The 19,004-nt window shown below is 64.6% G+C and carries 10 protein-coding genes; 2 read left to right on the top strand and 8 right to left on the bottom strand.

Translation table 11 applies throughout. From position 1 onward, the window contains the following. Window positions 1-332: 332 nt before the first annotated feature. Both AC5RVG_RS14160 and AC5RVG_RS14165 read right to left on the bottom strand, forming a co-directional pair. Window positions 333-2,960 (bottom strand): LuxR C-terminal-related transcriptional regulator, encoded by a 2,628-nt coding sequence (locus AC5RVG_RS14160; protein WP_494014323.1) that lies wholly within the window; start codon window positions 2,958-2,960, stop codon window positions 333-335. Next, complete coding sequence (locus AC5RVG_RS14165) at window positions 2,957-5,674, bottom strand: AAA family ATPase (protein ID WP_494014324.1); 2,718 nt, start codon at window positions 5,672-5,674, stop codon at window positions 2,957-2,959. Before AC5RVG_RS14165 ends, AC5RVG_RS14160 begins: the two co-directional genes overlap by 4 nt. A gap of 458 nt (window positions 5,675-6,132) precedes the next feature. Between AC5RVG_RS14165 and pssD the strand changes: the two genes are divergently transcribed. Together pssD and AC5RVG_RS14175 are read left to right on the top strand one after the other, a co-directional pair. Then, window positions 6,133-6,582, top strand: a complete 450-nt coding sequence (gene pssD, locus AC5RVG_RS14170) for a PssD/Cps14F family polysaccharide biosynthesis glycosyltransferase (RefSeq protein WP_494001403.1) — start codon at window positions 6,133-6,135, stop codon at window positions 6,580-6,582. Beyond that, window positions 6,579-7,205: a glycosyltransferase gene (locus AC5RVG_RS14175; protein WP_494014325.1), complete on the top strand. Its 627-nt coding sequence runs from the start codon at window positions 6,579-6,581 to the stop codon at window positions 7,203-7,205. The genes pssD and AC5RVG_RS14175 overlap by 4 nt, the downstream gene beginning before the upstream one ends. Before the next feature lie 699 nt (window positions 7,206-7,904). On the opposite strand, the gene pth is transcribed toward AC5RVG_RS14175, so the two are convergent. The 6 genes from pth to AC5RVG_RS14205 form a co-directional block, all read right to left on the bottom strand. After that, window positions 7,905-8,498 (bottom strand): aminoacyl-tRNA hydrolase, encoded by a 594-nt coding sequence (gene pth / locus AC5RVG_RS14180; RefSeq protein WP_494014326.1) that lies wholly within the window; start codon window positions 8,496-8,498, stop codon window positions 7,905-7,907. 114 nt (window positions 8,499-8,612) lie between these two features. Then, entirely contained in the window at window positions 8,613-9,212 is a 600-nt protein-coding gene (locus tag AC5RVG_RS14185) for a 50S ribosomal protein L25/general stress protein Ctc (RefSeq protein WP_494001406.1), read from the bottom strand. A 187-nt stretch (window positions 9,213-9,399) separates the two neighbouring features. After that, window positions 9,400-10,419 carry a M28 family peptidase gene (locus tag AC5RVG_RS14190; protein ID WP_494014327.1) on the bottom strand — a complete coding sequence of 340 codons (1,020 nt, stop codon included), beginning with the start codon at window positions 10,417-10,419 and terminating at the stop codon, window positions 9,400-9,402. 205 nt (window positions 10,420-10,624) lie between these two features. Further along, window positions 10,625-11,800, bottom strand: a complete 1,176-nt coding sequence (locus tag AC5RVG_RS14195) for a heparan-alpha-glucosaminide N-acetyltransferase domain-containing protein (RefSeq protein WP_494014328.1) — start codon at window positions 11,798-11,800, stop codon at window positions 10,625-10,627. Between the two features lie 97 nt (window positions 11,801-11,897). Next, entirely contained in the window at window positions 11,898-17,105 is a 5,208-nt protein-coding gene (locus AC5RVG_RS14200) for a Pls/PosA family non-ribosomal peptide synthetase (protein WP_494014329.1), read from the bottom strand. A gap of 389 nt (window positions 17,106-17,494) precedes the next feature. Continuing rightward, a complete protein-coding gene (locus AC5RVG_RS14205; RefSeq protein WP_494014390.1) occupies window positions 17,495-18,934 on the bottom strand; it encodes an aspartate kinase in 1,440 nt (479 codons plus the stop codon). Between the last annotated feature and the right edge of the window lie 70 nt (window positions 18,935-19,004).

Below are 19,004 nucleotides of genomic sequence, written 5' to 3' on the forward strand. Positions count from 1 at the left end.
CCCGCTATTGTCCGGCAGCGGATGCCGCAGCCGGCCTTTATGCATGTACGGGTTACTTGCCCCCAGCGATCCCTCCCTGCGTCCTTGCAGGACCGGTGTTTTCCGTACCCACAGAAGCCTACGGGGGCACGCCGGAGTGCGGGCGCGTACCGGCTACTGGATTGTCCGGCGCGCTACTCAGGTTTCTGCTTCCAATTTTTCGGCGTGGGGGGTACCAGCGGGGTGCGAAGAGGAGGGCTTTGCCGGTTTCGGGACGCCTGATACCCGGACATGGAACGACCACTACCGGCGGCATACTCGCCTCTGGCAGTGGTCGTCCCCATGGGCCGCTCCTACAGGTGTTCGCGCCCCAGCTGCTCCCGACGGTTGATGCCCAGCTTCTCGAACATGCGGTAGATGTGGCCTTCGACGGTCCGGACCGACAACGAGAGCGCGTCCGCGATCTCCGCATTGCGCTTGCCCGCGATGACCAACGCCGCGATGTCGCGTTCCCGGCGTGTCAGCGACATCGAAGACGGGACCTCCCGGGCGATGGGTGCCGCCTCCTGCCACTGCCCGAGCAGTGCGCTAATGCGTCTTTGCGCGGTCCTGTTGCGTTCCGCCTTGGCAATCCGCAGCGCCTCCGACAAGGTGTGGAGCCCAAGGGAGACCAGCCCTGATGAGTGCACTTCCTCGGCCGTGTGCACTAATTGCTCGATTCCGCCTATGTCGGCAGCCTCGCAGTATTGGGCTGCCAACGCGGCCTCCCTTCCCTCAATGGACGCGGCCAACGAACGGACCTGGCCGATCCTGCCCATGTCACCCAGCTGAATGGCCAGAAACCTCAAGGCGAGTTCGAGGGAGCTCCACCCCCGACTCCCCGCGGTGTCTGCCAGGGATTGCAGTTCGGACAGCGCCTTGGTGCCGGGAAACTGGAGAAGCCGGGCGGCAGCAGCCAAACCGTCGCTGAAAAGGCCGGATGGAGTAGCGTTTCCGGTCCCGGCCATTGCGTAATCGGACAGGTACTGCCCGGCCGGCTCATCCTGCCCGTTCAACATCGCCACATACGCACCGACAGCGAGCGCCACTGGGCGCAGGCCCAACGGGTCGTGGTGCTCCAGTTCCCCGGCTGCTCCGGCCAGCATACGGTGAGCCTCGGCATAATCGCCCCGGCGCCCGAGGATGATCCCGGCCGCCACATCGACTGCTCCGCCGTAATGGACCAGCTCGTTCGGCCTTGCGTCCCGGAATCCATCCACTGCTTCCGCGGCGTCGCCCCAGCGCCCCGCCGTCAGCAGCGCCGCGATATGGCGGGCAACGACAAACGTCCGGCTTGCTACCTGCGGCTCGTGCACTTCCAGCGCCTGCAGGGCCTTGGTCGTTTCCGCTGCCGCGTGATCCGCTCGCCCGGTGACCGTATAGACCTGTGCCAACAGCGCGCGCGCCAGCACCAGGCAATCCAGGTCCTGGGCAGATGATGCCTCCGCGACGAGCACCGTCAGGGGCCCGCTCGCCGCCGTGTGTCCGCCGTCGGCAACAAGATGGCGCAATTCAAGCAGCCGGAGGCTCCGGTCCAAAGCCTGGTCCATACCGGGCTTTGACTCGGAATACGTCGGCAAGCCCTTTGCTTCGGCGGCCCAGTCCTCCAGGCTGCGGTGCCTCCAAATATCGGCGGGATACGGCCGTTGTACTGCCAGCAGTGCTGCGTCCCGGGCCTGTTCCGCATTACCGGCCGCCGCGACCAACCCCTCGATGAGGGGCCCGGACGTGGGATCGGAAGGGCAAACTGCCCTGGCCCGCTGCAGCTGGGCCGCCCAACGGAACCCACCTGTCGTAACGGCGCCGGCTGACCGTACGGCGAGCCTTGTTTCTCCCGCGTTGTTGGCCGCCGCGGCGGCCTTCACCAGCTCATCATCCGGCAGTTGCACGCCGCTATCGAGCGCCCATTTTGCACGCCGGAACAGCATCTCGCCCGATCCGCTGACCGGCAGGACTTCCTCCAATTTCCGGTACAACCTCAGCCTTCGGAACACCGGCACCAGAGTCGGCAGGGCCTGTGCGTGAACCGGGTTCCGCAACCAGATACGCGGTTCGGGCGGCGGCGAAATCTCGATGAGTCCGTTTTCCATCAGCCGGTCGATGGCCTGCACGTTCCCGCATTCGAACATCACCGTCAGGGGGACTGCCCCGAGCAAAGCCACGAAATCCAATACTTCGCGCTCGTCGGCGCTTAGTTCGCTGAGCTCCCGCTCGATCAGCTCGGAGAGGCGGGCGTCCGCCTCCGGCAGCGCATCGCGCATGAGCCATACGCCGCGGGTCTGGACCAAGCGCCCGGCCTGCCGGGCCTGCTCCAGCAGGCTTAGCAGGAAGAGCGGGTTGCCGCCGCTTGCCCGGGCAAGCGCGGCACTGGCACTGGCCGCCGTTTCCCCACCGAGTACCTGGTTGCACAGTTGGTGTACCTGCCTGTCGGTCAACGGGTCCAGCGACCGGCGGTGCAGCAGCCCCTCGACCGCCTCTCCCAGGATCGTGGGCGGTTCGGCCAGGCTGGGTCGGCTGAGCAGCAGCGCCTTGACCTGCATCGAGGCGACCAGTTGGCCAAGAATTTCCGCGCTTCCCGCGTCCAGGTCGTGGGCATCGTCGACGACGAGCAGGGCCGGCTGCAGGCCGGTTGCGTCTGCCTGCAGCCGCTCCGTCAGCGTGCGCATGGTGGAAAAATGCGAGCCCAGTTGCTGTGCGGTCAGATTCGTGAGTAGCGGGGCCAAGGCGCCGTACGGGACCGAGGAGAAGGTGCGGCTCGCATGTACTCGAAACGGCCGCACATCGTCCGACAGTTCCTGCAGCACGGCGGCCGCCAAGGCGCTTTTGCCCAGCCCGGATTCAGCGACGATCCATGCCCCGTTGCCATTGCGGATGTTCTCGGTGGCAGCCATGACATCGGCGTCCCGCCCCACCAGCCTGCGTCCTTGACCTGTATCAGTCATGACGCCGACCCCGCCGCTCCCAGCAGTTCGCGCAAATCGGCGCGGCCCGAGACATGGAGCCGGGCGAACATCTTGCCCAAGTGCCAATCAACGGTCCGTGGCGACAGATGCAGCCTCCGGCCCAGCGCTGCACTGCTGCTGCCTTGCGCGGCCAGTTGCGCCAAGGTCAGTTCGAAGGGACTCAGAGACTCCAGCATGGCAACGATGGTGCTGGAGTCCTGGAGCATGCGGTAGCCCGCGTTTTCCAAGGCGCGCGCCTTACGGGCCGCTGCGCGGTCGCCTCCTGTGACCGCAGCGCTCTGGGCGGCACGGGCGGCGTCGTAGCTGAACAGGACGTCGCCCAGCGCCGCTGCACTTTCGGCTGCTTCAAGCAGAATCACGGGGTCTTGGGACATCAGACCCTGGCTGTACTCATGGCAGAGCCGTGCGGTTTCGCCGTCGCAGGCGGCAGCCGATGCCTGCAGCTGGCGGGCATAGGACCTGCCGCCCACCCGCGCTGCGGCAGCATGAAAAATCATGGCCGCACCGGAATTCCCGGCGGCCAGTTCTTCGGCGCCCGTCTGATCCAGCGCCGCTGCTCCGTCGTCATCCCGCCGCAGCCGCTGGGACGCAAGGATGCTGAAGTATTCCGTGGCCCGGGCCGTCACCCGGCGGGGACGTCCCGGTGAAGAAGCGGCTGCGGCCAGGTGGCGGCGGGCATTCTTCTCATCCGACAGCAGGGAGTAGGAGTAGGCGGCCGCCGCGTTGGCAAGGCCAACGCCGCCGCTGTTGCCGGCCACTCTCAGCTGGCTGATGGCCGGTAGCAAGGCAGCAAGGGCCTTTTCCGCCCGACCGGCGCGTGCGTGGACGAGTCCCAAGGCCAGCTCGCTCCCGTCGCTGCACAGGAATGTCCCCGCCTGCGCCGCGAAGGTTTCGCAATAGCCAAGGCATGAATCAAGCCGCCCTGCCACGATGAGGGACGTGAAAATCCGGGTTTCCACGAAGTCACGCAGCACCTTGGGCAGGCGCCGATCCGCCAGCTCCGCGAGCAGCATGTTTCCCAGGTTATGCGCTTCCGTTTGCCGGCCCATGACCGCCCATGCTTCGCAGAGAAGGGCTCCGGCGCGGAGCCTGGTCTGCGGCGGTTTGTCCCAGTCGTCGCGCAGCAGCTTGACCAGCTTGGAGACTTGCCCGTACCGGCCGTCGAAAGCGGCCTGGTCTGCTTCGATCAGCAGGGTTTCATCGATCGTGGTTTCCAGTATGTCCTTCGCACGGGCTGCATCACCGAGAACGTGCCCTTCATTGGTCTCCGTCACCGCTTGCAGTTCTGCGGCGAGCCTTGCGCGCAGGTTTCTCAGCTCCTCCAAGCAGGGGTCGATGGTTCCGCCCGTGGCCCGCGAAACGGCGAGACGCTCGCCGGCCAGCGCGACCAGGGCAGCCATGGGGTCCTTGCCGTCCTCCGGGAGGTGGGCCGCCAGCAGGTCTGCGGCCTGGCTCGGCTTTCCCAGCAACAGCAGTGCCCGGGCTTCTTCCCGGAGGCCGGCCGCGCAGCGGTGTTGCCGGCCCAGCGCCCGGACCAACTGCAGCGCGCGTCCCGGCTCCAGCTGGTCGTTGGCGGCAGCAGCAGCCCGCAGGGTCTCTTCCGGGTTCAGCGCGGCGCCCCCCTCCAACGCCCAGATGCCGAGATCCGGCAGGTAGCGCTCCGGCACTTCCGCGGGGTGCAGCACGTGCGCGACCTCATCCCACAGTGCACGCGTCCGGCCGGGCGTGAGCATGCTCTTGACGACTCCGCCCAGGAAGTGACCGCCCACCCGCACCAGCGGGTCGGCGCCTAGGTCGACCGTGATGGTACCGCGGGCCTCCAAGTGTTCCAAAGTCAGCGGGTCGGCCAACCGCTGAAGAGCCGAGAGCGTGACGCCGCCCGCCAGCGCCAGTTGCTCGACGAGGCGCCGATGCCCGGGAGGCAGTTGCAGCAACCGCGGCCGCATCACCTCTGCAATGTCTCCCGTGAAGACGAGCGGCTGCGCCAACACCCACGTCCCGCCCTGCTCAACCAAAGTCCGTGCTGCCACCTGGTCTCGGGCCAGAACCCGCAGGTAGCGCGGATTTCCACCGGTGTTCAGCCACAGCGACCGTGCAGCGACGGAAGATATGTTGCCCCCGAGAATTTCGGTCAGCAGCGCCTCACTGTCTGCCGGATCCAGCGGAGCAACGTCGAACCGGCGGAGGTCTCCCTCGATCCACAGCTGCATAAAGGCGCGGTCGCCGGCCGCAACGTCCTGGCTGGCCACAAAAAGTGTAACGACTCCGGCGCGCGCCAATTGGGCCAAGGCAGCGGAGGTGAACGCGTCGAGATTCTCGGCGTTGTCCACGAACAGGACAATCCGATTGCCCTTGGCACGGTTCAGCAGCGTAGCAGCGATTCCCTCAAGAACGAGCGCCGGGTGCTCCAGTCCGTCGTCGCCCACTCCCCCGAGCAGGATTCCCAACGGGGCGTAGCTGGTGCGGGACGAGGCCTGGCTTCCCCGGACAAATTCGACGTGTGTTTCCGGGCCGAACCACTTCAGCACCTGCTGGGCGATGGTGGATTTCCCCATGCCGGCGGCACCAATCACCAGCACCCCCTGCTGGCCTTGTTGCAGTGCCGCGAGGATGTCCTCTGCCAGACGGCGGCGGCCGGGTGAAATAGAGTCGGCAAGCGGACCATTAAACGGCCCATTAAAAACAGCAGTCATCAGCGTCTCCCCCCAAAGTCGCTCAGACGCGGCCATGCATTGGCATCGGCCACGCGTTCGCACCGGCCACGAGCTGCGTTCCCCCAAGGTCCGCAAGGCCCGGTCCCCAACCGGTGAGGTCCACAGTCTAAAGCCGATTCCGCGCCGCGTCTATGGAGGGGGTGTCTCCAAGTGCGCAACATGCAGGTAGCAATCGTGCGCCCCGGCCAAGTAATGCCCGTACCCATCACCGCAAAGCCGAGTGTTCTCCTGTTCTGCTCCGGGAAAGCATTCTGGATCCTCGCGCGGATTCTCCGGCAAGCCCGGTAGCGGAAACGGCCCAGGCCGGGGCAGCTTCGGGATCCCGGTAAGCACCACTCGTGTATCGGCCGCCACCTGTCAATAGGCTCGCTTTATCACCGCAGAGGTCGGTGATCCGGGGTGCCTTGGGGCGCATCCCGGTAGGGGGAGGACGGCGCATGAAAATCATGTTCGTGACGTCGGCGGGCGGGCATCTGGCCCAGCTGCTGCCGTTGGATAAGTGGTGGAGCCAGCACGCCCGCAGTTGGGTGACGTTCCAGCGGCCCGAGGTCGAGGCTGCTTTGCACAACGAAAACGTCACCTGGTGCTTTTATCCCACCACCAGGAATGTCCGCAATGCCATCAGAAACCTGCTTTTGGCCTGGCCGACGCTCCGCCGGGAGCGCCCCGACGTGGTGGTTTCCGTTGGCGCCGGCGTGAGTGTCCCGTTCTTCCTGGTCGCCCGCCTGCTCGGCATCCACACGGTGTACATAGAGTGCTTTGATCGGATTACCATGCCGACCCTGAGCGGCCGCCTTTGCTACCCTTTGTCCGAGCTCTTCTGCATCCAGTGGGAAGAACAGCGGCGCTTCTACCCCGAAGCCGTGAATATCGGACCGGTACTGTGAACAGCGCGCACCCCGCTCCGCAGGTCGTGGTCTCGTTGGGAACCGACCATCACACGTTCGACCGCTTGGTCGACTGGATCGACGACTGGCTGGCCGGTCTTTCCGATCCACCGTCGTGCCTTGTGCAGCACGGAGCCAGCCGTCCGCCCCGGCACGCAGACGGGGTCACCAGAATGCCGCGCGAGGACTTGCTGGCACTGTATCGAACTGCCACCGTCGTCGTCGTCCAGGGCGGGCCAGGCTCCATCCTCGATGCCCGTGAGGCCGGCCATCTGCCGATCGCGGTGCCCCGGCGGCCGGAACTGCGGGAGGTCGTCGACGGGCACCAGATTGCGTTTACCGAGACGATGGCGCAGCACGGGGACGCGATCCTCGTGCAGGACCAGCGGTCGTTGGCCGCCGAACTCGAGAGGACGCTGCTCGACCCCTCGTCTGTTCGTACGCCGCCGCGCGTTTCTTTGGCAGCCGAGGCTGCCGAACGGCTCGGCGCGGCAGTCGAACAACTGGAACAGACACCCACCGGGCCTATTGCGCTTCGCCGTATCCGGCAGCTTCTGGCGCTGCGGCAGAGGGAAGTCCACACGCACGCGGGGTTAAAAGCTCCCCGCGTCGTTCGAAACTAGGCCTGCGGCAGTCCGGATCGAGCCGGAACCGCCGTAGTCCCGCTAGACGGGGACGAGCCCGCCCTGCGCAGGCGGGCAGAATCCCTGACCGAAGGGTTGCGCTGCGTTAAATGCCCCCGACGCAGCGCAACCCGAGGTTTGCCCGCGGCACGCCTGCATCGGAATGGCCATGAAAAAGGGGCCGACGATGGGATGGGGGTGGCCCAGTCTCGGAGGCCGCCCATCGTCGGCCCCGCTCAGGGAGCCACTCAGGCTGAAACGATTTTATGCACGGTTGGTGCGGGCGTGCCAATCCACGGTTGTGTGACGCCTTGCGCCGGCGCCCAGCCCTCCATCGCGGACCTGCGTTAGGCGGCGACTCAGTTGACCGTCCGCTACGACGATCCCTGTTGCTTCCGCATTGGACCGTCTTTCTTCCCGAGCCCGAATTTCTTCGTTATCCAGCAGAGACCGACGGGGCCTGGGGGGAAGGTTCCGCCTTCGCGGTTCCTCTGGCTTTCGCCAACCCCGCCGGTCGGCTGGATGCGCCCGGGCCCTTCAGCTCCACGCGCACGGTATTGCGACTCCGCCTTGACGGCGCAACAACACCTTCTCAGCGTAAAGAGCCGAGGGCGACCTGACACGAGTAGTCACCACTCGTTCTTGGGTTAGGTCGCCGCGCCCATGACCCGCGGGATACCCCTGCGGTCTTCCTGACACTCACCCCTGCTTGGCGTTGGCGTGATACTTTTGCTGCGCGGCGAGAAGCCCGTCGGACAGGAGCAGTTCCACCGCGTCTGCTGCATCGTCCAAAAGGAAGGGAAGGTCTTTCTTTTCCGCCGTCGAGAAATCGCGCAGCACGTAGTCCGCCGTATCCATCCGGCCCGGCGGGCGGCCAACGCCTATGCGAATCCTGTAGTAATCCTTGGTCGCCAGCGCCTTGGACATGTCGCGGAGTCCGTTGTGCCCGCCCTCTCCCCCGCCGATCTTGAGTTTGATCGTATTGAAGGGGATGTCGATCTCGTCGTGCAAGGCGACCACGTGGTCCGGTTCGATTGAGAAAAACCGGCACAGCGCCGACGTCGGTCCCCCGGACAGATTCATGAACGTCAGTGGCTTGGCGAGCACAACCCTGGGCCCGCCAATTCCCAGGCGCCCTTCCAAAACCTGTGCGTGCGCCTTGTGCGACTTGAACGAACCGCCGACCCTGCCGGCCAGCTCGTCGAGGGCCATCTGGCCGACGTTGTGCCGATTGCCGCTGTAGCCGGGGCCCGGGTTCCCCAAACCGATTATCAGCCAGGTGTCGGTGCTCACGTAGACGGGTGCTCCTCGGACGGTAGATGCGAAGGATTCAAGATCATCCTAGGGATAGACCAAAACCCCCGGCGAATGCGCACGCGCGTCGCCGGGGGCTTTGAGGCCGTGTTGTTACTCGGCCGGGGTCTCGGCAGCCGGCTCGGCGGCTTCGCCTTCAGCGGCTTCAGGCTCGGCCACGGTCGGAGCGGAAACCGCGGCGATGACGGTGTCCTCGGGGATCAGCAGGCTGACGCCGGCAGGCAGCTGAATGTCGGTGGCGTGAACGTGCTCGCCAACCTCACGGCCCTCAACGTTGATGGTCAGCGCCTCCGGCAGAGCGGTCGCATCGGCCTCGACCAGAACGGTGAACTCTTCCAGATCCAAGATGGCGCCCGGGGCAACTTCGCCTTCGACGTGGATGTTGACGTCGACGTGAACCTTCTCGCCCTTGCGCACGGTGAGCAGGTCAACGTGCTCGATGATCTGGGCGATCGGATCGCGCTGGATGTCCTTGGCCAGGGCCAGGTGCTCGTCCCCGTCAATGTCCAGGGTCAGCAGCGCGTTGGAGGTACGCAGCGCCAGCGTCGTGGCCTTCTGCGGAAGCAGCACGTGCAGCGGCTCTGCCCCGTGACCGTAAATAACGGCGGGGATCTGGGCGTTGCGGCGGGCCCGGCGCGCGGCGCCCTTGCCGAATTCGCTGCGGACTTCAGCTGCAAGCTTCTGGTCGGACATAATGTTCTCCTTGTGCTGGGTGGTTTTGAGGCGGGTGCCTAGAGACCGACCCGCCGCACCGATACCAGTGCAGAGAACGAAGCTGCTAGCCACCGTCGATAACGGAGAACCGGTTCCGGCTCTCCCTCGCCTAGGCAATGCCAGAAGTTTATCAGGGTCGAGGCGCTGGCCCGAATCCTGCACCCGCTTACTCCAGCGCGCTGCTGTCTTCAGCCAGGCTGGTGGCGGCATGGGTGATCGCGTCGGTCATAATGCCCAGCGCCTCCAGATCGACGTTGCCAATGTCATCGCCCGATTTGTGGTAGTTCGGGTCTCGTGGCTGCCCTGGTGCGCCACCGAAAAGGATGCTCTCCCGGGCGGTTTTTCTCTCGTCGCTGCCGGTGAAGAGGCCGCCCACAGCAATATCTTCCTCGATGAACGCCACTTGATCGGAATAGAAGTTCCATTCCGTTGGCACCCAGGGCTGGGCACGGGAGTCGAAGTAGTCGGTGAAGAACTGCATGATCTCCTCCGACCCGTCGGGCACCTCCCACTCGGAGTCGTCGTCGGATTTCTGTGGGTCGTAGACCGCGATGACGTAGTTGGGCGAGGCTACCATGTCGATGTTCAGATAGGCGGCGATGTGGTCGAGTTCGCCGCTGTCGTGCTCTGCCAGATCTTCGACATAATGCTTGGAGCCGAACGCCTCCGGAAACTCTTCCGCCCCCCACCACGCGAAGCGCACCTTATTATTTGGTTCACCCCGTTCACTGAGTTCTTGCGCGGCCTCCAGCAGGGCCGCCGCACCGGAGGCGTTGTCATTGATCGCCGGACTGTTCCGCACCCCGTCGAGGTGGGCGCCCAGCATTATCACGTTGTCGTCACTGCCGCCGGCCGTCTCGGCAATGATGTTGAAAGACTCGTAGCTTTCGCCACGTGTTTCGAACGTAAAGTACTGGCGCGTGCTTTGATAACCCGCACTCTCGAGTTCCCGTTCTACGTACTGAGCCGCTGCCTCATATCCGTCGGTGCCAATAGCTCGATCGCCGTGATCATCGGCGAGTGCTTGAAACTCTTTTAGGTGCTCGTACGCTGTGGAAGCCTGCGCCTGCGGCCCGGGTCGCTCCGCCCGCACAGAAGTTAGGACAAGCGCGGCCAGGAGAGCAACCAGCCCGAGCGCCGCGACGAGGACAAGGGATCTCCGGCGCCTGGGCCAGTGGAGTTTCATGTCGTCCTCATGAGTGCAACATCACCACAGCATTCTAGCTGCCGGCTCCGGGGGCCGGGCAATGTCCGACGGCAGGTTTAGAGTCGGCAGAATGAGCGGGGATGAAGGGGCCCCAGAGTGAACCGGGGCCCGAAAAGCAATCGGCTACCTAATTAATGGTCGGTGCAGCCCAAAGCATTCCCCCCGGGGGCCAGGAGGTCCCGAATCAGCGGGAAGCCGTTCCTGAAGCAGCCGTGGGGGACGACGATCCGTCGTCCACGATTTGCCGGAAGTTCTTGGCGCCCGCGGCGACCGGTCTCTCCAATGGGCCTTGTCCCATCCACCGTCTCCAGATCAGGGCGAAGGCGAGGGCGACCGTCAAATGCACGATGAACCACAGGAAGGGTGCCTCGTAGTGCAGCTCAGGGCTCAGCGCGAGCAGGTGTGCGGAGTAAAGGGTCAGGGTCATCGAGCCCATTGCGGCAAGCGGCGTCAGCAAGCGTGCGGCCGCCCCTTCGATCAGGAGGAACACACCGACCGCCAACAGACCGAGCCCCAGACTGCTGGCGATGGCCAGGGGCATGTTCGAGTGCGGCGTCGCGATCGCCAGCCACCACGCGGAGGTGTCCGGAATGATCCCGGGCCCGAAGATAAGGCCGTTGTCCAACTCTTCCCCCGTCATCCCGCTGGTGGCCACCAATTGCTCGAAGCCTCCCATGGCGTAGAGCAGGATGGCGGAGGCCGCGTTGGACAAGATCGCCAGGCCTGCACCGATACCGGCGATATATCCCTGCACCCTGGGCCTTCGCAGGTCCAGCCGTCCGATGCCAAGGCCGGTCAGGATGTAACACATGTAGGCCAGCGCCGGATATGAGCCGGTCAGCAGTAAATCCGAGACCACGCCGGCGGGTTCGAAGAAGAAATGCCCGACGGCGGGGTTGAACGTCGACGATGTCGGGAGGAATGGATCCAGCTTCTGCAGGAGGATCGGCGAGACGATGCCGAAGACGGCCGCGCTGATGAACAAGGTTCTGGGCCGCAGATGCAAGAAAGGAATGGCGAGCAAGAAGAACATCGAATAGTAGATCAAGATGCCGTTGGCAGGAGGATCCTCCTGCTGCAAGAAGGGCGCGATCGCCAGGGCTATGGCTCCGATCAGGACGGCCCGAACGGCCAGTCCCAGTCGGTCCCCGGCCATCCTCGGCCCCGTGTGCGGTCTGTTCCCCCCGGAGGACAGGGCCAAACCCACTCCGGCAAGGAGGGCGAACAGCGCAGCGGAGTCACCGGCGAACAAGATCCACGCCAAAGTGGGCTCGCCGGTGTCCTGGTTCGCGTCCGGCAAGATGTGAATGGCGATCATCCCGATGAGGGCGAGGCCACGGGCCGCGTCGATGCCGACCAATCGGCTCCGCTTCTGCATCGATTTAGCGTCTGCGGGGCCGGGGTCGCGTCCCTGCCTGTCCGGAATACGGCTCATGTTCGTCCTTCTCTTTCGCTGTCTAAACGATCTCTCGTGCGGGGTTGCCGCCGTACCGCGCGCCCTCCGGCACTTGGCTACCCTTCATCAGGAGGGAATCGGCCTCCAAAACCGAGCCGTCGCCCATGACGACGTCGTAGAGCAGGTAGGACCCGACGCCCAAGGTGACTCCCCGGCCGAGGGCGATCGCGTCGAGTTTGAAGACGCCGTCCTCCATGGAGTGGCACTGGACGACGCTGGAGTTATTGAGAGTCGCGTCGTCACCGATGGTCACCAGCGTCTTCTCCGGGATGACGCAGCCGTCGTCAAAGACACGCTTACCCATCCGCACGCCCTGCAGGCGCCAGAACAGGGGCTTGAACGGGGTGCCGTCAAAGAAATACAGCGGATACGTGATGAACTTCCAGAACCGTTCGTGCCGCCAGAATCTGACGTCGTAGATGGAGCAAACGGTCGGGACCATGGCTTTGAATCCCTGGGCGGCACGCTCGAGCACGATGAAGAAGGCGATCATGAAGGCGCCGAAGCTGACGGTGCCCAGGTACAGCCCGAGTCCCGGAACGCCCGGGAAGAGTATGAGGGCGAGTGAAAAGGCCAGCATGCCGGCGAGGATGAGGACCCACCGGCTCGCCAGGTACAGCCCAAGGGAGACGGCATTGTGCCGGTTCTTGGACGGCAGCCGGCGGATCATTTCTTCCCGCCGGTCCGTTTTGAGGTCGCGATTGACCGACCGGGGAATCTCGAACGCCGGTGATCCGAGCAGGCCGACGTTTTCCCGAACCTCGCCATGGATGGGAATCATGACTTTACTGCCGAAGAGAACGTTGTCGCCGACACGGGCGCGGGACGGATACGGAATGTCGTTGCCGAAGAAGTTCTTCGCCCCGATTTTCACCTCGGAGACGCTGAAGGACGTACCTGAGTAGTTGGCGTTACTGATCGACACGCCGTCGGAGATCATCGTTCCGGATCCGACGGTAGTCAGGTAAGGGTTGTCATGGTCGAGTTCCGTCCCGAAATTCGATCCTGTCTGCTCAACATTTGGCTGCTTGTAACCCAGCAGACGAAGGTAGTGCACAGCCAGGGAGCTGTCCCCGGTGATGTGCATGAACTGGAAGACGTTGGTCAGCCGGAAGATGAGCCGGTGGGCGGCGTAGCGCAGCCCGTACATCGGATAAACCTGCCCCGGTTTAATCAGGAGGTTGAGCAGCCGGGGAACCGTGAACATTGCGGCCAGACCGAGGAACATGCCACCAAACAGCACGACGAATGAAGCGAATACCAGATCCGCGTAGAAGCCCGGGTTCGTGTGGTCCATATGGCCGGTTTCCCCGTAGGCCGGCAGGAGCAGCGCAATGGCCAGTAGAAGCAACGGGCCGAACAGGACAGTGTTGTTGAGCAGGAGGAGCACGCTGAAGGTGACCCGCCGCCGCCGGCTGCACGGCAGCGGCTCGACGAACCGGTAGTTCACGTCGGTCGGCACCGCAGGGGACCCGTGCCAGCTTTCGCCGGCGGGTACGGATTGCAGCCGCTGCAAGGACGACGAGTGACCCAATTGAGCTCCGTCGCCCATCGTGGAGTTGATGTCCAGCACGCACCTCTCGCTCACCAGGACGTCCTGGCCAAGCGTGACCCGGCCGGTCTGGATCCACCCGTCGTGGGCCCGGTAGCACAGGTAAAACGCATCCCTGTTGATCACCGTCCCGCTGCCGATCGTCAAGAGGTCGGTGCATACCGGAGTGATGGGGGTGAGGATGGTGACGTTGGAGCCGATCTTGGCTCCCAGCAACCGCAGGTAGAAGGGAAGGATGGGGGTCCCGACGAAGAAGGCCAACGGGTTGAGTCTGACCAGCGCCCGGACAAACCAGAACTTGACGTAGGCCAGGGACCAGATGCGGATGTTCTGCTCTTCCCATCGTCCGAGGAGCAGCCATTTCAGCAGGATCGGCACGATGCTGAGGGCCAAAAAGAAGCTGAATCCGACGACGACCGATCGCCCCCAGGTCTCCAGGACGCCCTCCCCTGCAATGACCCAGGTGAAGCCGGCCGTGATCGCCGTGAGGAAGGTGTAGGAGTAGCCGATGGCGAGTGCGGCTTGCAGGGCACCGCAGAGCACGACGTCGAAAGTGCCGGCCCGCCCTCGTTTGGGCCTGGGGTGCGGTTCCTGTGCTGCCCAAGCGTGGGGGGCTGTCGGGGAAGTAAGAGCAGCGGCGAGCTCTCGGATCGTCGGATGCTCGTAGATGACCTGCAGATCAACCGGCGGCAGGTCGGTGTTCGTGCGCAGCGCGGCGGAGAATCGCGCAACTATCAGGGAGTTGGCCCCGAGATTCTCGAACATGTGAGCCTCGACGGAGACGCGCTCCAATCCCAACACGGCAGCAAGCTGCTCGGCGAGAGCCGCCTCGGCGTCCGTCGCCGGTTCGCAGTACTCGCCCTCGGCTGAAGCGCTCACCCGGTTGCTGGGTGTCGGCAGGTTTTTCCGGTCGGCCTTGTCGCTGGGCAGCATCGGCATGGTCTCAAGCTGCTCATAGAAGGCCGGGATCATGTAGCCCGGCAGCCGGTCGCGGAGCTCCTCCCTGATCTCCTCGGGCGCGAGTTCGGAGACCCCTTGGCGCAACGTATAGAACGCGGCAAGCTCTGTCATCCCCGGTGCCGACTCATGGGTCTCGACGACTGCCTGCGCGATCCCGGGGATTTGCAGAAGCACCGATTCAATTTCTGACAGCTCGATCCGGTACCCGCGGATTTTGACCTGGGTATCGATTCGGCCGTAGTACTCGATCAACCCGTCGTCGTTGATCCGCCCAAGGTCGCCGCTGCGGTAGATGCGTCCCGATGGGTTATTCGAAATGCCCATCAAGTCGGGGATAAAGACCGCATTAGTCTTCTCGGGATGATTCACATAACCCACCGCCAGCCCGATCCCGGCGATGCCGATCTCGCCTGTCTCTCCCCGTGGCAGGGCACGCGGCTCGTCGGGATCCAGGATCATGATCGTGTAGGTCGGCAGCGGCTGGCCGAGGGTGATCGGCTTGTCGGGATGCAGAACGTCCCACGTGGCGGTCACGGTCGCTTCGGTGGGCCCGTAGACATTGAGGAATCTCCGGCCGGGCCGGTACCAACGCTCGGCCAGATCGCGCGGGCACGCCTCACCCGAGACCAGCAGAAAACGCAGGTCAGGGAGTTCGTGCTCCAGTGTGGCCAACAGGGTGGGTACACAACACATCGCGGTAATACGGTTGTCGAGCAGAAACCGTTCCAGGTCAACCCCGAGCAGGCTCTTCGAACTCGGCTTGGGCACCAACGTCGCCCCGACCATCCACGGCACCCACATCTCCTCGACAGAAAAGTCGAAGGCGATCGTCAGTCCCTGATAGACGCGGTCGTTGCCCTGATATCCGTAGACCTCGGCGGCGACCCTGACGAAGTTGCAAATGCTGGAGTGTTCGATGGCCACCCCTTTGGGACGGCCCGTGGAGCCCGACGTGTAGATGACGTAGGCCAGGTTCTCGACAGGGGCGGGCTTCTCGCTGTCTGCGAGCCGGGAGCCGGACATGGCTGCAATGTCCGCGGCGGCCGTGTCCAAACTCAGGGCGCGCGGGCAGTCCTCCGGCAACAGACTGGCCAGGTGGCTCAAAGTCAGCACGCGGCTGGCCCCGGAGTCCTCCATGATGTAACCCATCCGGTCCGGCGGAAATCCCGCGTCCAGCGGCACATACGCCGCCCGGATCTTCAGCACCGCCAGTATTGAGACATAGGCCCACACGGCGTGGTCGAACAACAGCGCAATGCGATCGCCGGCCTGGGCTCCGTCGTCGAGCAAGTGCCGGGCCAGCTGATTGGCCCGCGCGTCGAGCTCATCGTAGGTCAACCTCGAGTCCGCGGAGTCGACCGCCAACTGATCTGCCCGGCCATCGCGGCGCAACGAGTCGCATCGGCTCTCGAAGAGCTCCTCCAGGCGCTCGCCCGGAGACCACCGCACCTCTTGGCGATGCGGGGACTGCAGCAGCGGGTCCATCGTGGTCGTCATCGGCTCGTGAACTACGTCGGTCGCGGTTGCCGGACCGCCCGAGCCCACCTCGTACGGTGCTGCGCTGAGCTCCGTCTCGCTGAATTCGACTCTTCGCCCTGCGGGTTCTGCCTGCTCGCCGGCCCGACCGACAAACACCGGGCCTTCAGGCTCGGCGCGGACAAAATCCCCAGTGCGGTAGGCCCGGGGCCAGCCGAGGACGTCCAGGGGAGCATATTTCTCGACATCTCCGCCTGGATCGAGGCAGCGGCCTAAGCCAACCCCGCCGATGACCAGTTCTCCTTCTTCGCCCCAGGCGACAGGCTGGTCGTTCCCGTCCACTACGGCCAGTTGCCAGCCGGGCAGCGGCCGGCCAATGCCCGCCGGAGTCGACCCACGGGCCGGAGCACAGGCGACGGTGGCCTCGATGGGACGGTACGTGTTCCATACTTCCCTGCCGGGGGCGGTCAGCCGCGCCGCAAGATGCGGTGGGCATTCCTCGCCGAAGATCAGCAACCGGACGTCTTGCAGCGATTCCGCCTGCCAAAGTGCAGCCAGGGCAGGCGCCGTTGAAACCACGGTGATGCCCCGTTGTACCAGCCAAGGGCCCAGGTTTTCGCCTGAGCGGATGACCTCGGGAGGTGCCGGCACCAAGCAGGCGCCGTGCCGCCACGCCAGCCACATTTCGTGACACAGGCCGGACCTGCCGAAGAGACCGGCCAGCACACGATCGCGGGGCCCGAGCGGGTCATCGGCGCAGAAGACCGACGCTTCAGCGTCCACAAAGGCGGCCGCCGACCGGTGCGACACTGCGATTGACTTGTATTGGCCGGTCGAGCCTGAGCTGACGATGATCCATGCATCGTCATCCGCGGTGGGCGGGCGAGCCTCCCCGTGGGCGGGCGCTCCGATGACGGGACGGACCCGAAGCCCGGGTCCGACTACCGCGCATACTTCGGCCGCTTCCCATACCAACGCGGCCCGGTCACCGAGCTCGTCGGGATCGACAGGGACGCATGCCGCTCCGCGAACGAGCACGGCCAGCACTGCGATGTAGAGGTCGACCGTACCAAGGGCCATCAGGATGCCGACCCGGTCTCCGGCACCGATCCCGCGTTCGCGCAGGTTCAGGGCCAGGGACTCGATCCGCTCCAGCAGCGCCAGGTAATTCAAGGAGGTTGTCCCGTCATCCAACGCCAGCGCGTCCGGGTACTCGTCCACGGAGCGAAAGAGGATGTCCAGCAACGTGCGAGGAATCGGTGCAGGCCCCCCTGAGTACACGCCGGGGGCGGGAGTGATTGTGCTGCCGGTCCGTTCGCTGGCTCCTGCCAGGGTGGAATCCGTTGGCGCCGCCAGTGCGACTAATTCTTTGGGCGCCCCTTTATGAGCGCCGGCCGGCGTCCGCGCGTGGGACTGCCTGACCAGCATGGTCGTGTCCTCTGATTTAAGGTACGAGTTCTCGGCTGACGCCATTGGTACCTCCCGTTTCTGCACTGCATCTGGGTGTATGGGTCACTGGGGTCAGTCCCTGCTCGCGTGGCGCAGAAAGCTGATGTCCTCGTGCCGGCTCGGCACATTGCCTAAGCTGCACCTTCCTCCCCAGTCAGACGTCATGCGGAAGATCCCGGCCGGGTAGCGGCGAGCGCCTGAACCTCGAACTGCGGAAGCGTGTCCGGCGAACGGTCGCCCGCCGCTTCCTTGTCCTGCGGCGTGAGACCAAAGGCGTCCTGCAGAGCGCGGACAGCATCGGCAAGCTCATCGGCCCGTGCCACGGCCGCGATGCACAGCTCGGAAATCGAGATCATCTCCGGACTGATCCCGGCGTCCGAAAGTGCTCTGAAGAAAGTGCTGAGGGTAGTGGGCGAAGAGCGCATCCCGAGTCCGGTGAGCAAGACCTTGCCCACTTCTCCCTTGTGGTACAGGGCTTCAAATCCGATGCGGCTCCGGGCCGCGTCCAGGGCCGCTATGGCTGCCGACGCCTCCGTAGATGGGAGGGTGAAGGTGATGTCGGCGATTCCGGTCCCCGCGTCCCGCGAATTCTGGGCGATCATTTCGATGTTCAGCCCCGATGCGGCGAGCTCCTGAAGGAGTCGCGCGGCAGTCCTCGAGCAGGCCGGGATTCCGGCGATGGTGACTTGTGCGGCGGAGTTGATGCTTGCCACGCCCGAAACCAGAGTCTTTTCGCCTGCGTGCGCATCCGAACGGGGTTGATCGAGACTGGGCAGGATCATGGTGCCCCGCTTTTGCACGAACGAAGAACGGACATGGATCGGAATACCGAAGCGGCGAGCGTATTCGATGCATCGGAGGTGGAGAACTTTTGCCCCCGCGGCTGCGAACTCGAGCATTTCCTCGCTGGCGAGTACATCGATCTTGCGCGCGTTGGGAACGATCCGCGGATCTGCCGTATAAATACCGTCGACATCCGTATAGATCTCGCAGACGCCTGCGCCGAGTGCTGCGGCGAGTGCGACGGCGGTCAAGTCCGAACCACCCCTCCCCAGAGTGGTGACCGTCTTCCCTTTAAGGCTTTTGCCCTGAAACCCTGCCACGACGGCGACCTGACCGTTCTTCAAGCAGGCACGGACTTGGCGCGGATCGACATCGATAATGTGAGCTTTGCCGTGGCAGTCGTCGGTGATGAGGCCCGCCTCGCTGCCTGTGAAGGTCCGGACATCGACGCCCAGATCGGCCAAGGCGATCGCCAGCAAGGCCGCCGAAACGAGTTCGCCGGTCGTCAGCAGGGTGTCGAGTTCGCGGGCAGGGGGATGCGGCGAAACACTGGCCGCGAGATCCAACAACTCGTCGGTGGTGTCGCCCATGGCGGAAACCACCGCAACGACTTGATATCCAGACGCCTGTGTCTCAGCCACTCGGTGAGCGGCGCGACGAATGCCGTCGGCATTCGCCACCGACGAGCCACCGAACTTCTGCACGATGATGTTCGTTGAGCGTCCAGCCGTGCCCGCCGCCTCCGCTCGTTCGCCCCACGGCAGTGGCTCGCCGAGCCTCGAGGCGCTGCGCGGCAGCTCGAATGAGTCCTGTGCCATGCGGACAGCAGCCTCATCCATGGCCTCATCTATGCGCTTAAAGTTTTTCACCCTGACCCCCAAACTTGCT

The organism is Arthrobacter senegalensis (genome assembly GCF_059091765.1).

Excerpts from the sequence above, each read along its gene's own strand:
- AC5RVG_RS14160 (WP_494014323.1), bottom strand. The coding sequence starts at position 2,960 with ATGACTGATACAGGTCAAGGACGCAGGCTGGTGGGGCGGGACGCCGAT.
- AC5RVG_RS14165 (WP_494014324.1), bottom strand. The coding sequence starts at position 5,674 with ATGACTGCTGTTTTTAATGGGCCGTTTAATGGTCCGCTTGCCGACTCT.
- pssD (WP_494001403.1), top strand. The coding sequence starts at position 6,133 with ATGAAAATCATGTTCGTGACGTCGGCGGGCGGGCATCTGGCCCAGCTG.
- AC5RVG_RS14185 (WP_494001406.1), bottom strand. The coding sequence starts at position 9,212 with ATGTCCGACCAGAAGCTTGCAGCTGAAGTCCGCAGCGAATTCGGCAAG.
- AC5RVG_RS14190 (WP_494014327.1), bottom strand. The coding sequence starts at position 10,419 with ATGAAACTCCACTGGCCCAGGCGCCGGAGATCCCTTGTCCTCGTCGCG.
- AC5RVG_RS14205 (WP_494014390.1), bottom strand. The coding sequence starts at position 18,934 with ATGGCACAGGACTCATTCGAGCTGCCGCGCAGCGCCTCGAGGCTCGGC.